The following is a 16,016-nucleotide window of genomic DNA, read 5'->3' on the forward strand; positions in this document are numbered from 1 at the left end:
TTGACTTTAATGAGAGGAAAATTCATCTTAATTCAGATTTATTCCACTCTGCTTAATTTTAGTAGCTTTCCGATTCTTCGTTTTCGCAAAACTTCTGTCCTGGAGAAATACTCGTATGTTTATCTCCAAGCTTTAATTTGAGATTAGAACCCTGATTAATCCTTAGTTCGCTGTTTTTTAACATTCCTATCAAACCTTATATCGCTAAACTCGCTACATTCTATTGAGAATGACAGTATAATTCCTCTTTTATTCAGTAAAGTTACTGCTCAGTATTCAGCATACCACCTCAGTAACTCCTAAAAATTTATAATTTAAATATATCTGAGTTACTAGTAACAAAACTTTAACCTTTACTAAGGAATGGGTGTCTGTTAAAAAGTTTCTAAGTTTGCTTGAATTGGCTTTTTAGTTCTAAATTAAGCTATTTTAGCTTAAACTAGCAAATAATTTACTGGCCAGTAACTTAGAACACAATACAAATCATAACATTAGACTAATACAAATCATAACATATGTAAAGAGATTTAAGTCAATCCACCATGCGAAGTGTACTAGGTAACGGGGCATTTTTAACAAATTATATCTAAAGATAGATATTTTATACAGATGCCATATCTAAAATACTTACGAATAATAAAATAAATGCTTCTTTGTGGATAAAAGCCCCTGTATTGTCAGGAAAAAAGTATAAGAATATACAAATAATATCCTTGATACAGTGAGGTAGTGCAGAGAACACAGGGTTTTCCCCATGTAGCGATCGCCTATCTTCTTTTCAAGTCCAGGGATTATATGAAGTTAGGGTGATTACTTGTAATAAAATCTATGAATGTAGGTTGGTACCGGCAGTGAAACCCAACCTACAGATATAATAAGTGTTTAATCGAACCTGATATTACGCAACTGGCAGAATGCGATCGCCATGTTCGACATCCTATATATATTGGATAATTTAGATTAGCTTGGCTTAATCAAATCAGCGATCGCCTTCAGCAATACATCTGGATCTACTGGTTTGGAAATATGCATTTGAAATCCTGCTGCTAGTGCTTGCTGCTGATTCATTTCCCCTGCATAAGCCGTCAGAGCGATCGCTGGTACTTGTCCTCCTTGTTGGGGCGATCGCGATCGCACTTCACGTATCAGCATATAACCGTCTGTCTTGGGCATTCCAATATCGCTAATTAAAACATCTGGTATCGACTCAGATAGTGCTTGTAATGCTTCCTGTGCGGATGCTACGGCGGTTACTTCTAGACCGTAGTCTTGCAAAATAAAGCTAATTAAGTCGCGGATATCCGGTTCATCGTCCACCACCAAAATTTTAGTGTGCGAAAGCAGCGAGGATTCCGGGTGACAATCTAAAGGCTCCTTCTCTTCACCCCGAATATGTTCACTTCTGACCAAAAGCGGTAACTCAACAGTAAAAGTTGCACCCAATCCTTCTCCAGGACTTTCGGCTTGGACATTTCCCCCATGCATCTCTACAACCTTACGCACGATCGCTAATCCTAAACCTAATCCACCAAATATCCGCGTAGTTGTGCCATCAGCTTGGCGAAAGTAATCGAACACATAAGGCAAAAAGTCTGGCAGAATTCCCTTACCTGTATCGCTGACCTGAATTTGAGCTTGCTTACCAACTTCCATAAGTCGAATTTCTACCCGTCCTCCTGCTGGTGTAAATTTTACTGCATTGGAAAGTAGATTCCACAAAACTTGTTGAAGTCGATTTGAGTCGCCCATCACTTGTCCCAAAGTCGGATCAAATATGGTCTGAATTTGAATTGACTTGGCTTGTGCTGCTAGTTTTACTGTCTCTAGTGCGGCTTCAACTACCATTACTAAGTTCACTGGACAGATATTCAAGTTTAATTTTCCTTGGAGAATGCGAGACACATCCAACAAATCTTCAATTAGCTGGGTTTGTAACTTGGCGTTGCGTTCAATGGTTTCCAAGGCGTGGTTAGTAGTTTTTTGATCAAATTTGCGAGTCCGCAGCATTTTTGACCATCCCAGGATGGGGTTGAGTGGGGTTCGCAGTTCATGGGAGAGAACCGCCAAAAATTCATCTTTGATTTTGTTGGCGATTTCTGCTTGTTGGCGTGCTGTCTGTTCTCGTTGGAGTAAATAAGCGCATTCTTTCTCTACCAATTTGCGCTCGGTAATATCCAGTACAAAAGCAACACCTTTGTCTTGGGAATCATTCAGTAAGGCTATCCCTAAAACAATTGGTACTCGCTTACCGTTGCGGTGGATGTACTCTTTCTCATAAATTCTGGAAACTCCAGTGGTTTGCACCTCCAAGAGGGCGCGATCGTCTAAATGTTGATACTCGACAGGAGTAAGTTCTTTCCAATTAAATCTATCTAAGGTGGCAAATTCATCACGAGTGTAGCCAGCTAGTTGAAGAAAAGCATCATTAGCATCAATAATCAAACCATCCAGATTCCAAAAAGCGACGCCGATTAGGTTAGATTCAAACAAACGCCGAAATCGCGCTTCACTTTCACGTAATGTCTTTTCTGCCCGTTTATGTTCGGTAATATCGCGACAAACAGTAATTACGCCGTCAATAGTTTGGTTGCAATTCCGTAATGGTGTGAGGATGTATTCATAATTATGCACCCCATCGGCGGTAATATATTTACACTCATCCTTGATTGGCTGCCCAGTTTTCATCACAGCTTGTCGTTGATTCTCTACCTGCTCTACAAGGTCTGCGGGGAAACCCACTTCTTGCAAAGTTTTTCCGATAATATCCTGGGGCTTCAAGCCTAGTAAAGTAGCTCCATCACGACTGACATACTGATAGCAACCTGCGGAATTAAAGATATAAATGTGATCCACTGATGCGGTGAGGATAGCATTTAAAATATTTGCCTGTTCTTGCACTTGGCTGGTGAGTTTGCGAGTACTTTCTTCTGCCTGCTTGCAGACAGTAGTTTCCATACAAACTCCGATCATTCGCACCGCTTGCCCCTGATCGTTGTAGATAAATTTTCCCTTGGCAGAAATCCAATGAACACTTTGGTCTAATCGAACTATGCGAAATTCATCGTTGTAGTCAGTTTTTTGTCTTAAAGCCTGGGCGAGAAGTTGCATTACAGATTGCCTGTCTTCAGGATGAACGCACTTTTGAAATGCCTCATAAGGGCTATCAAAACTACCTGGAAGCACACCAAAAAGCACTTCGTAATTTTCAGACCAGACGACTTTATTGCTAAGAATATTCCAATCCCACAAGCCCATATGGGAAACCTCTAGAGTTAGCCTCAGCCGTTCTTCACTCTCTCTCAGGGAGGCTTCTACTTGCTGTCGCTGTGTAATTCCTTGTTGGAGTTGCTCTAAAATTGCTGCCGCATCTGTTGGCAGATTTAAGGCTGTGGATGTCCCCTGTTCAAGATGACATTCAATGTCATGCTCGACAACTTGAATCTGGGGATTTTGTGCTGCTATTGCCAGTTTTTTTTCTAGTTCTGCTAATTGCTCCTCAAGCGCTGCTTGCCTTTGTTGATAAGATATCTCTGATTGCTCTAACTCAGCTACACGTTGCCGCATAACTGCTAATTCATCAGTGAGTTGAAAGTTAATATCAACATTTGGCATCTTGCTGTACACCGCTTATACTTAATAACACCAACTTGAAGAGTAGGCATCCGCTAGTTTAACTATGGATTTTTCAGCTAAAAATGTAATCCCTCAAAAGGCACATAAACAATTCAAAATTGAAAAGTAAAAATTTTAAAATACAACTTTTGTTTATCTCTTCAATCGTACAAAACCTGCACCAATCAATAATCCCACAACCTGCCCCCAGAAGACAACACCCGATTGATTTACGCCAAAGGGGGGAATATTTAAACTGCCAATACCATAAAATAATTGCTGCACAAACCACCAAAATATATAGAAAAAGGCTGGGAGTTGGATGGGAATATACACGATTATTAGCGGCAAAATTGTATCAATTTTAGCTTTAGGAAACTTCATAACATATGCTCCTAAAATAGCTGCGATCGCGCCATTGCCCCCAATCAATGGTACTGTCAAACTCGGTTCAGCCAGAATTTGTACAAAAGATGCGATCGCGCCAGCAGCCAGATAAAATCCGAGATAGCGTCTATGTCCGAGAATATTTTCTACAGTCTTCCCAAAAACCCACAAAAATAGCAGGTTTCCCAATATTTGACTAAAACTGCCATGTAGAAATATTCCCACAAATAGCGAAAATGTTCGCCAAATTACAATTATCCATGCAGCAGAGTTGTTGAAGAAGAGTGCATTTGTAATTGCCCCACTAATCTGGGCTGGTATCACACCCCAACTATTGACAAAATAGCCCAATCCATCACTAAATTCTAGTTGAAGTTCCCATAAAAATACGGTAACATTAATGCCAATCAGCCAATAATTAATAATTGGCTTACTCCGACAACGAATATTATCACTAATAGGAATCATACTAATTCATAATTCATAATTTGTAATTCATAATTAGGAAACACGAAGCAAGGCTATATAAGGGGTTTCTTATTTGCTCCCCACTCCGTACAGACGCGATTAATCGCGTCTCTCCCAACTCCCCACTCCCCATTCCCCACTCCCTCATTCTCCCTTAACGTGTGGCAAGATTGAAATCAGATCGCATCGCACTTAAGTAGGCAAACGAGATGCTGGGAAACACACTTGTAGGAAGATACCAAATTATTAGTAACTTGGGAGGTGGGGGTTTTGGTGAAACTTTTGTGGCTTGTGATACCCAATTACCCGGTTCACCTCCATGTGTGGTTAAGAAACTCAAACCCCAGGCAAGTGATCCAGTAACTTTGGAGACAGCTAGGCGTTTATTTGATACAGAAGCACAAGTTCTGTATAAATTAGGAACTCACGATCGCATTCCCCAACTTTTAGCTTATTTTGAGGAGAATGCCGAATTCTATCTCGTACAGGAATTGATTGAAGGTCACGACCTGAGTCAAGAATTAACACCAGGTAAAACCCTAAGTCAAGACCAAGTAATTTCACTTTTACAAGAACTTTTGACAATCTTGGAATTTGTCCATCAACAGAATGTAATTCATCGTGATGTCAATCCTCGAAATATCCTCAGACGCAAACCAGATGGCAAATTAATTTTAATTGATTTTGGTGCAGTTAAACAAATCGCTACTCAAGTTATTACTCCCCAAGGTCAAACACAAGGTACTGTTGCTATCGGTACGCCTGGATATATTCCTGGTGAACAAGCTCATGGTACGCCAAAATTAAGTAGTGATATCTATGCTGTGGGAATAATTGCTATTCAAGCTCTGACTGGATTATCCCCAGAGGAAATAGTAAAAGATGCTGATACTAATGAAATTATCTGGCATAATCAAGCCACGGTAACGCCAGAATTCGCTAAATTCTTAGATAAAATGGTGTGCTACGACTTTCGGCAACGCTACCCTTCGGCAACGGTGGCATTACAAGCGCTGAAAGAGTTAACACAACCACCCGCACAAACAATAGCGTTAACTCCTATTTCTCCACCAAAAAATATAAACAAACCTCAACCTAAAAAAGGTATATTGGGTAAAATTTTACTAACGATATTTTTAATTGGTATTAGCGGAGTAGCATCAATATTGGTTTTGAATAACATTAATTCTAATAACGCCATAGAATTATCAAAACAAGGAAATACGCTTTTTGATTTGCAACGCTATCAAGACGCGCTAGAAGTATATGAAAAAGCAGTTAATATTAGACCAGATTATTCTCAAGGCTGGAATGGGCAAGGCAAAACGCTGGATAAATTAAAAAAATATAAAGACGCATTAGCGGCATATGACAAAGCAATTCAAATTCAGCCAGATTATTTAGAAGCTTGGATTGGACGAGGCTTTGTATTAGGAAATTTACAGCGATATCGAGAAGCGATCGCCTCTTTTGACAAAGCCTTAGAATTAAAGAATGACAACTCAGAAGTTTGGAACGCTAAAGGTGAAGCTTTCAGTAATTTAAATCAATATGACCAAGCAATTAAATCTTATGAAAAAGCGATTGAACTCAAACCAGATAATTACGAAGCTTGGTATAAAAAAGGATTAGCTTTGCAGAATTCTAAGCGATATGAAGAAGCGATCGCAGCCTACCAAAAAGTTGTTGATTTAAAACCAGACTATGAGCAAGCTTGGTATAATTTTGGGAATGCTCTAGTCAATTTGCAACGCTACAAAGATGCATTCACAGCTTATGATAAAGCAGTGCAATACCAGCCAAATTATTATCAAGCTTGGTTGTCGCGAGGTAATGTCCTGCTGAATTTACAACGTTATCCCGAAGCAATTGAATCTTTTAATCAAGTAATTAAATACAATCCTGGTAACTATAAAGCATGGTATAATTTGGGCTGGTCGCTGCATCAAAACCAACGTTATGTAGAAGCAATAAAATATTATAATAAAGCCGCAAAAATTAAGGCAAATGACTATCAACTATGGTATAATATGGGGAATTCACAATACATCTTGCAGCAATACGAAGATGCGATCGCGTCTTATAATAAGGCAGTTCGTTATAAACCAGATCATTCCGAAAGCTGGTATAGCAGAGGTAACGCCCTATTAAATTTGAAACGCTATCAGGATGCGATCGCATCTTACAATCAAGCAATAAAATACAAGCCTAATTATCAACAAGCAATAGATGCTCGCAATCAAGCCCAAATTCAACTGCAAGGCCAAAAACCACAGCCTATAATCGTGCCAATTATCCCAGTTCCTAATCCTACTAATCCACCGCAGACCAGACCCTAGTATTCTGTCAATATAACTCTGCTGGGTTCGTAATGAGGGCACAATATATTCATTAGTGTCAACTTCAGATCAAACTCCTTTAAAATCTCGTTTCTAGCCTCTGGCTGGAAATGCTCCTCATTGCGGCTCTGCCGCAAGTCTTGAGGCGGAGCCTCCAATATGCATTCCCAGTCGGAGACTGGGAACGAGACAACTGTATTCCACGCATTTAAACATTGCTGTAACTACCGAATATTCACTTCTTGCAGGTAATTTGCTCCCTGAAGATATTCAACCCTAGTGACTGACTTTTTAGGAACGAATGAATTTGTTCTGTTTGTAGAAGCTACTTTTTGATTGTCAGCCAGCAGGCGTTGTTTTTGAGTATACTCATTTAATTTAACCTGAGCTTGAGCATAAACTAAAGTATCGTTGGGAATATTTCGGAGAAGTTTTACAGCCCGATCAAAATCACCAATAGATGCTTGTTTATAGGCTTTTTGTAAAAAGTAGGCTGCTCTAATCTGCCGCTTTCGATTGTACTCAGCCAACTTTTCTTGAACTAAAGTACCAGCATGACTTTCTTGAGGAATTTGACGCAGATATTGTAATGCAGTAGAAAAATCTTTTTCCCTCGCACTTTCGTAAGCTTTGGCTAATAAATCTTCCGTCTGTGCTTCAATGTTGACGGATGCTTGCTGAACTAGTTTATCTGTTTTAGATTGCCAATATAAAATATTTGGAACTTGAGAAGCAGCATGAAGAACATCTGACCATCTGCTCTGATGAAAAGCTGTTTCAGCTATTTGATATTGCTGTGCAGCTACTTGCCATTGCTGTTGCCATTCTTCGATTGTAGCTTGCGCTTCTGGATAAACATTACTGTGGGAGGGAATTGATTTAGCGAGTGCGATCGCTTCTTGCAAATCTCCTGCTTGATATTCTTCGGTTGCTTTATATAAAGTATCTGTTTCTGAGTATGCAGGTGAACTATTAACTAAAGAATATACACCAAATCCCATCACCAAAGAATTAGCCGCGAGTCCTACTTTCATCCCTGTTAATAATGGCGAGAATTTCCCAGATGTCGGATTCTGAGAATTATCATTTTCAATCGCCGCCTCTAGCAAAAATTGAGAATCTGCTTCTAATATTTCTGGTGGCTGAGTTTCCCATATTATTTGTTTGAGTACCCGCAGTACCTCACCCGCAGACTGAAAGCGGTTTTGGTAATCGTAGCGGATCATTTGGCTGAGAACAGCAGCTAGATAATCGTTAACTGGCGTGTTTTGAGAACGCCAAAAAATTTCATTAGTATAAGGATCAGCTTTTAATTGTAATGGTTCTAACCCTGTTAAAGCCTGAATGGCAATCATACCCAAAGCATAAATATCACTGTTGGGCTGTGTTTGTCCAATAAATTGCTCTGGCGGTATATACCCCAATGAAGTCACGGGAATTCTATAAATGGGCAATTCCGCACCTATGCCAAAATTGATAGACTCGATTGAGCCAAAGTCAATCAGAATTAACTTGCAATCGCTATTACGTCTGATCAAGTTTTCCGGTTTGATATCGCAATGGATAACGCCTTGAGAATGAACAAATTCTAGAATACCTAAGACATCTATCAGAAATTCTACAACTTCGCTTTCACTCCACAGACACCCGCACTGTTGATTGATGGGCAATTCCGCAGTCAGCGCATGTCCTTCAATACACTCTTGCACTAAATAAAATTGCTCGTTTTCTTCAAAGCAGGCGATGAATTCAGGAATTTGGTGATGGCTTCCCAGAAGCTTCAGGGTTTGGGTTTCAGTTTGAAACAGTAACCTCAGCATCTCCAAGTAGCCGGATTCGGAACTGCTAACTTTAATCTGCTTAACAACGCATTTGGGGTTCTGTGGATAATCTACATCTACAGCAATATATGTTTGTCCAAACACCCCTGCACTAAGGCTTTCGACAATTTGGTAACGCCCTTGTAGTAATTTACCGATTATGTGGTAGGTCATGCCCTGGTTACTCAGTAAGTCCTTTTATCAAGATTTACTGGCATTTCCTCCAGTTTCCGGAAAGCTTTAAAAATAAATAACCAGAATTTTGATACTTTGAATACAAATTTAATTTTTTTAGTATTTTGGCGTAAAAAATAGTAAGATAGTTTATCAAAAATTATTAAAATTATTAAATATTAATATAACGATATATTTCTATATAAGTAATAAAAAATCTCAAACTTCAAAGCTATTTTTTGTCTTTTTGTAAGAGTTCAGACGTAATTTGAAGGGAAAAATGGAGAATTCATAAAAACTGTGTAAAGTTTATATAAAGTTTACACAGTTTTACTTACGATAGTATTTCTCGTACTATCATGCTATGAACAACATTATTAGATTTAATACATAAGTTACAGTGCTATAAAACCTTAGTTCAATATTGAATTTTTCACTACGCTTAGTTACTCTGATTGTGGAGCAACCGTGTCCTCTGAAAATCAGTGATTGCATAGGAAAAATTTTTGTGAATTTCGCCTAAACAGTTTCAAACTTAGAGGTATATTCCATGAAAAACTGTTACAAAGTGGCAATTACGGCTGCTATTGTTGGATTCGGATTAGGAACGCTAAACGTAGCGCAAGCAGCAACTGTTAGTTTGAGTAGTTCAAATCAAGGTTGGTGGAGTACGGGCTTAAAAAACAGTTACGATAACGACAACTATATAACGGGAAATTACAGTGATAACGGTTTTCATAGCTTTTTTACATTCGATCTTAGCCCTCTAACTAGAGTCTCCACAGCAACTTTGCAAGTTCAACGATTTAATGGTTCAGGAAACCCAACAAAGACTTTAGGTTTTTTTGATGTTTCAACATCTGCTGATGTACTTAGTCAAAACGTTAATATTCTCGATATCAATATTTATAACGATTTGGGAAGTGGTAAAAATTACGGTACTTTTAACGTCACCACCTCTCCCAATAACTACGAAATCCAACAAAAGGAAATCCTAAGTTTTGTTCTCAACTCGGACGCTATTGCAGATATTAACGCCAGAAGTGGAAAATTTTTCTCAATTGGAGCTGCGCTTCTGGGTAATTTTGGAACTGGCGACCAGTATCTATTTGCAGCTAGTGTTAATTCTTCTGCTAGACTTGTGGTTGATGGCGATCTAGCCACTGTTCCAGAACCTGGCACTCTTGGCGGAGCGGTGCTTGCTGCTATTACGGCTTTGTGGCTAAAGCGCAAAAGAAAAGCGTTCCAAGCTGTATAGGCTAATTGAATTTGATGCCTATCCAACAAAGTATTTTTTCAGATAAAAATTTCAATGCTCTTGCTTTTTTGCAAGAGCATTTTTGACACTAATTTGTTTTGTAAAAAAAGTTTAGAGTTATTGAGATTCTTCTCTGCTTTCTTGTTCCTCGATCGCTTCAGATTTATCTGTTAACGGTTTCACTACCCGCGCGATCGCTTCTTGAATAAAAGCCTTAATAAATTCATCTCTGCGATTAATTTGAAACTGTCGCTGCACAACTTCCGTCATCCCACCATCACCCCAATCTTGATCGTGACGAAAATATTCAATAAAACTTTTACCAGCAATTCGCGTTAAATAAGCTGCTGTCACACCTTGAATTGCTCTACCAATAATAAAGGTGGCAACATTGAGTTGCAAAGCTGTAGATAATAATTGAATCGCTCCCTTGACAATGCCTAAACTGGCGATCGTTTTCGCTAAAGAAAGGGCTAACTCTCGTCCCCGTTCCATATTCAATTCACAGCCGTACACTCTGCCAATTTCCACAACCATTTGAGCATTAACAGCAGCTGTCGCCAATAAATCTACAACTGGTATAGGTGTGACTGATACTACACCAGCACCAATCCACTGAAACCGTTCTACGATTTTGTCAGCTTGACGGCGACGCTGGCCATCGATGAGTTTTCGCGCCTCGTCTCCCAATCGCAGAGATTGCAAAAGAATATTATCCGCCACCAAATCTTCACCTTCAGCCCGTAAAACAGTAGCCGTGCGTCGCAGCAAAGGGATAATATCCGGTTCCGGCTGAAAGGTTTCGCCAGTTTCTAGTTGTGCAGATTGGGGATTAGCAGCGATCGCCACCACATCATTAGTAGCAATAAATCCCCGTACCCGTTGACGCAATCTCGCAAGGATGGCTTCTTTATCTTCATCTGTATATAAATCGGTTTTGTTAAGCACCAAAAGCGATCGCTTACCAATTTCTGCTAATCCCCGCAGTGGTTCATATTCTGAGCGTCGTAAGTCATTATCCACCACAAACAACAGTAAATCTGCTTCTGTCGCCAGTTCTCGCGCCATTTGTTCCCGTTCCGTCCCCGCCACCCCTGCTTCTAAAATCCCCGGCGTATCTGTAATTAAAATCTTGCGTTCTAATCCCTTCAACCGCAGACAATAGGTTTCCCCAACTTGGGTTGTACCCATCGGTGCATCCACTTGACCTACCATGCGTCCCATAATCGCATTAACTAGGGAAGTTTTGCCAGCACTCCCCGTACCAAATACCACTACTTGAATTTCACGCCGTGCTAAGTTCGCTTCAATCTCCCGCGATTTACTTAATAAAGCCTGACGTGCTACTTCATCTTGAATTTGCCCTACCTGTTGGCGCACAGCCTGGAGAGTTGTAGAAGCAGCGTCAGATTTGCCAGCAGGAATTTGTGCCGCAGTCACTCGCTTCGGGTTGCGGCGCGATCGCTTTTCTCCAGATTGAATCACCAATACATAATAGACAAAAGCCGCAACCAACGCTGCAATGAGGATAATCAGCAGCAACAACAGCAAATTGCCTAGCAACGGCGAATAGGACAATTGCCAATAGAGGCGCGATAGGGAATCAATTAGCCATAGGGCTAGCCCCAAAATGACGATCAGACCAACAATCAGCGTTACTATGCGTGACAGAGGCATGGTTGGGAAAGATTAGTGAGTATTTAGTAGGTAGATGCTTCTAATCTTAATAGTTTAAGTATTTTTTACCAGAGTGCTAGGAAGGTGCTTTTGAGCTTCTGAGGTTGAAACTTAAGCCTTTGAGTCCATCATAATTGGAAAACTGAGTCAGAGCGATCGCCTTTTAGAGAAAAATCAAGTAAGTCAATCAGATAGATTATTGTTGCGTAGGCGTAGCCCGCCGCAGGCATCGCTGAGAGTGAGCGCTGATTATTTAATGCTGAAAAAAGCCTATGCTTATGCAATTTTAAAATGTGAACGCTATTCTCTTCTAAATTTTGAACAATTATTACCCTAATATAAAACACTGACCGAGTAAGAACTAATTGCCGACTCTACAGTTACAACTGTTAAATTATGTAAAGATTGACAAATCAACATTCTATCAAAAGGATCACGATGTAATAATGGTAAATTCAAGAGTTGAGCAATACTTTCTTCATCTAGGTTGAGACTACTGATTAGATGCTGCTGACGCTGTTTAGGAAGATACATTTCAGGTGATTCTGGTAATGGTAATTTCCCTAATTGATATTTAACAGTTGCTTCCCAAACTGAAACGCAACTTAAATATACGCCGTTATTTAAATCACGAATGCTATTTTGTAAATGAATTGGTAATTTTTGATCACCACTAATAAACCATAAGAAAATATGGGTATCTAATAATAGTTTCATTTACCCTCAAAACTATTTAATATTTCTTCAGTTAAGGGACTATGAAAATCATCTGGAACAATGAACTCCCCAGTACATAAGCCATAAGGTCTAATTTGTTGAGAGGTGGCTGAAACTGGTTTAATTTCTGCAATAGGTTTACCTGCTTGCATGATAATAATAGTTTCTCCTGCGGCTACTTGGTGAAGATAGCTAATTAGGTTTTGCTGGATTTCATCAATTGTTACGGTTAACATGAGATGTGTATGTAGGAATATTTCTAGTATATCAAGTTGAGAGTTTTAAGTTATAGCAATAACTATTCCAGATTTAGCAGCAGCACTTTTAGAATGGAAAGGCTATTTTATTCCATATTTTGAGCAATTAGTAAAGTAATACCAGTGTCATCTATCCCTAAATCTATTCGTCAACAAGTTAGCTGTCTTTACCATGCTTTACATTGATATTTTTTTTGAATGCCATCAGGCTATTTTAAATGGTATTTTAGTAAGCCGTCAAAATCAGAGAGATAAAGAGTACCACTTTCAAGATTGGTTTGGTGCTAGGTTAACAAATCTACAATCTACTCTTACCTTTAATTTTGAACAACCAGGAAGAAATACATATCCTGATTTTAGGATGATTCAAAATCCTGAAGGATATGAAATTAAAGGGTTGGAATATCCAGGACGATATAAGGATTATGATAGCAACAGTCAAGTACCACGCGGCTATCACAATGGGATAACTATCTTTTATGTTTTTGGTCGATATCCTAAAAATGTAAGCTCAAAAACATACCCAGTTCACGATTTAGTTATTTGTCATGGTGATTTTCTGAACGCTGATCATAATTATGTCCATAAAAATAAGAGTTTTAGGGGGTTTGGTAGTTATGGTGATATTTTAATTAGAGACAGAAAAATGTATGTAGCACCTACGCCATTTGGATTACTTAATGGTGTTGAATCACAAATAACACTAATATTACCGAGAGATTATCTTGTAGATAATAGACTTGTTTCTGTTGGCGAATTTAGCAGAATGGAGGTTTCACAAATGGTTGTAGGCTATTCATTTGATATGCAAACTAATATCATACGACCTCAACTTCTGCCTAACCCATCTATAGGACAAGTTCATGATTTTATAGCTTATCGTCCTGCTATTTTACAAAGTATTAATGCACTAGGTCAAAAAGTTAGTCTCAAATCGCAAAGTGAACAGCAAGAAGTATTGAATGAAGCTGAGGAGGAAGAGAAAAGTACTTAATTTATTCAGAGCAATTATATGTAAATTAATATACAATAATTATGTGTACTATTGATTTTGATCATGTTGATTTAACAGCAGAAAAATTAATTCTTAAAAAAGCCATAGAGTCGCCTAATTTTCCCTTTGAATATTTGAGTATTATTGCTGAGATAGAAAGTTGGCGTAAAGAAGTACATCGACCTATTTATTATGTTCATAAATGGTGGGCAAGAAGACTAGGAACTGTATTCCGCGCCATTATTATGGGTACTTTTTCTTCTCAAGATTGCAGTATTGTTGATGATTTTTACAAACAATTAAACTTGAAAGGAAGTAGAATTTTTGACCCTTTTATGGGGAGTGGAGTTACAGTTGGTGAAGCGGTTAAACTTGGTGCAACAGCTATTGGTAGAGATATTAATCCTGTTGCTTATTTTCTTGTCAAAAATGCCTTATCTCAGAAAGATAAAGGACGTATTCAATCAACATTTAATGAGATTAAACAAGATATATATTCTCAAATGCAAAAATATTATACTACTGTTTTAAGTAATGGAGAAACTGTAACAGTTCTTTATTATTTTTGGGTGAAATACTTACCATGTCCTGAATGTCATCAACAAGTAGATTTGTTTTCTTCATATATTTTTTCTAAACACGCTTACCCTAATAAGTTTCCAGAAGCCAAGGCTGTTTGTCCCAATTGTGGGGATATAAATTCTATACATTATAAAGATACTTCTGTTACTTGTCAGCAATGTAGCACAGTATTTAACCCTCAAGTTGCGACTGTCAAAGGTAAAATGGCAAGTTGCAAGTGTTGTGGACATTCTTTTCAAATTAATAAAATTATTCAAAATATTCGTAAACCACCATCTCATAGAATGTATGCTAAATTGGTTTTATTAAAAAATGGTGTCAAGCAATATTTAACTGTTAAACAATATGATATTGATCTCTATAAAGTAACCGTTAGAGAATTGAGTCAGAGAGATAATTTTTATCCTGTGGTTTCCATACGACCTGGTAATAATACTAATCAAATTTTAAATTATTCTTACCACTATTGGCATGAAATGTTTAATGAACGTCAGTTATTATGCTTGGGTATTTTAGCTGAAAGAATTAAGAAAATTGAGGATATAAATATCAGAGATTTATTTATTTGCCTATTTTCTGGTGTTCTAGAATTTAATAATATATTTTCTTCATTTAAGGGAGAAGGAACAGGCGCAGTTCGTCCAATATTTTCTAATCATATTTTGAAGCCAGAACGGACACCAATTGAAGCTAATATTTGGGGTACACCTAAAAGTTCTGGGTCGTTTTCCACATTATTTGCAAGTAGAATAATTAAAGCAATAGATTACTGTGAAAAACCTTTTGAGGTGAAAGCAGTTCAGGTTAATAATAAATGGCAATCACAAAAGGTTTATGGTATATCTAATCCAATTGGTTATGAAATAGCAAATTCTTTTCAAGAGTTAAATGATTTGCGTCCTGTTTATCTTTCCGTTGGAGATTCAGGAGAAACGGATATACCAACGGAAAGTATTGATGCAGTTATAACAGATCCGCCATTTTTTGATAATGTTCACTATTCAGAATTAGCCGATTTTTTTTATGTATGGCAATGTTACTTAATTACAAATCATCTGAGTGATAAAGATACAACTCGTCATCTTCATGAAGTGCAATCAAGTGATTATTTAATTTTTGCTCATCGTTTGCAAAGAGTATTTGTTGAATGTCACCGTGTTTTGAAAACAGATGGTTTAATGATATTTACATATCATCATTCTAGAACAGATGGATGGAGTGCGATTTTAAGTGCTTTAGTTAAAGCTGGTTTTGCTATTGTGGCAACGCACCCTATTAAATCAGAAATGTCTGTGGCTACATCAAAAAGTCAGGCAAGAGAACCTATTGATATTGATGTAATTGTGGTTTGTAAGAAAAGGGAGAAGGTAAAATTAGATAATAATCTGACAAATATTTTAGAAGATGCTTATGTAAATGCTGTTAACCAGGTTGAGAGGTTTAAGTCTGTGCAGCGACGTTTGAGTAAAAATGATATTTTAGTGGTTTTAATGGCACAGGTATTAAAGGGGCTTTCTGTATATCACCAGATTGATACTGCATTAGATTGGCTGGAAGAACATAAGAAGGAAGTTATACATATGGTTGAGGGAATATATTTGAAATACAAAAATGTTTAACAAATATTGCTATTGCGCGAAACCAAAAATAACTCATCTCAAGACTCGAAACACAAAACCCGGATTTCTCACCAAGATTGAAAAAAGAGGGGTCAAAAACTGCCAAAATGTA

General features: G+C 38.0%; 10 protein-coding genes. 4 read left to right on the forward strand and 6 right to left on the reverse strand.

The features are described 5' to 3' along the window. Positions 1 to 960: 960 nt before the first annotated feature. Together HWQ23_RS25165 and HWQ23_RS25170 are read right to left on the reverse strand one after the other, a co-directional pair. Positions 961 to 3,612, reverse strand: coding sequence for a hybrid sensor histidine kinase/response regulator (locus tag HWQ23_RS25165; protein WP_292834388.1), 2,652 nt, complete (start codon positions 3,610 to 3,612; stop codon positions 961 to 963). Between the two features lie 153 nt (positions 3,613 to 3,765). After that, entirely contained in the window at positions 3,766 to 4,467 is a 702-nt protein-coding gene (locus HWQ23_RS25170; protein ID WP_292834390.1) for a rhomboid family intramembrane serine protease, read from the reverse strand. Between the two features lie 209 nt (positions 4,468 to 4,676). On the opposite strand from HWQ23_RS25170, the gene HWQ23_RS25175 reads away from it, so the two are divergent. Continuing rightward, entirely contained in the window at positions 4,677 to 6,806 is a 2,130-nt protein-coding gene (locus tag HWQ23_RS25175) for a serine/threonine-protein kinase (protein WP_292834393.1), read from the forward strand. Between the two features lie 224 nt (positions 6,807 to 7,030). Here HWQ23_RS25175 and HWQ23_RS25180 read toward each other — a convergent pair whose 3' ends face one another. Then, entirely contained in the window at positions 7,031 to 8,800 is a 1,770-nt protein-coding gene (locus tag HWQ23_RS25180; RefSeq protein WP_292834396.1) for a serine/threonine-protein kinase, read from the reverse strand. A 550-nt stretch (positions 8,801 to 9,350) separates the two neighbouring features. On the opposite strand from HWQ23_RS25180, the gene HWQ23_RS25185 reads away from it, so the two are divergent. Then, entirely contained in the window at positions 9,351 to 10,058 is a 708-nt protein-coding gene (locus HWQ23_RS25185; RefSeq protein ID WP_292834399.1) for a PEP-CTERM sorting domain-containing protein, read from the forward strand. Positions 10,059 to 10,175: 117 nt separating this feature from the next. Here the strand turns inward: HWQ23_RS25185 and HWQ23_RS25190 are convergent, their stop codons facing one another. The 3 genes from HWQ23_RS25190 to HWQ23_RS25200 form a co-directional block, all read right to left on the reverse strand. After that, positions 10,176 to 11,735: a YcjF family protein gene (locus tag HWQ23_RS25190; RefSeq protein ID WP_292834402.1), complete on the reverse strand. Its 1,560-nt coding sequence runs from the start codon at positions 11,733 to 11,735 to the stop codon at positions 10,176 to 10,178. A 333-nt stretch (positions 11,736 to 12,068) separates the two neighbouring features. Then, the gene (locus tag HWQ23_RS25195) at positions 12,069 to 12,452 is read right to left on the reverse strand and encodes a type II toxin-antitoxin system VapC family toxin (protein ID WP_292834405.1); all 384 of its coding nucleotides are present in this window, start codon (positions 12,450 to 12,452) and stop codon (positions 12,069 to 12,071) included. Then, positions 12,449 to 12,688 carry a type II toxin-antitoxin system Phd/YefM family antitoxin gene (locus HWQ23_RS25200; RefSeq protein ID WP_292834408.1) on the reverse strand — a complete coding sequence of 80 codons (240 nt, stop codon included), beginning with the start codon at positions 12,686 to 12,688 and terminating at the stop codon, positions 12,449 to 12,451. Before HWQ23_RS25200 ends, HWQ23_RS25195 begins: the two co-directional genes overlap by 4 nt. A gap of 193 nt (positions 12,689 to 12,881) precedes the next feature. On the opposite strand from HWQ23_RS25200, the gene HWQ23_RS25205 reads away from it, so the two are divergent. Both HWQ23_RS25205 and HWQ23_RS25210 read left to right on the forward strand, forming a co-directional pair. Further along, the gene (locus tag HWQ23_RS25205; protein ID WP_292834411.1) at positions 12,882 to 13,703 is read left to right on the forward strand and encodes a hypothetical protein; all 822 of its coding nucleotides are present in this window, start codon (positions 12,882 to 12,884) and stop codon (positions 13,701 to 13,703) included. A 41-nt stretch (positions 13,704 to 13,744) separates the two neighbouring features. Continuing rightward, on the forward strand, positions 13,745 to 15,904 hold the full coding sequence (locus HWQ23_RS25210; RefSeq protein ID WP_292834414.1) for a DNA adenine methylase: 2,160 nt from the start codon (positions 13,745 to 13,747) through the stop codon (positions 15,902 to 15,904). The last annotated feature ends 112 nt before the right edge of the window (positions 15,905 to 16,016 follow it).

The organism is Nostoc sp. JL33 (genome assembly GCF_017114985.1).
In the GTDB taxonomy this organism is placed as follows: Bacteria; Cyanobacteriota; Cyanobacteriia; order Cyanobacteriales; family Nostocaceae; genus Nostoc.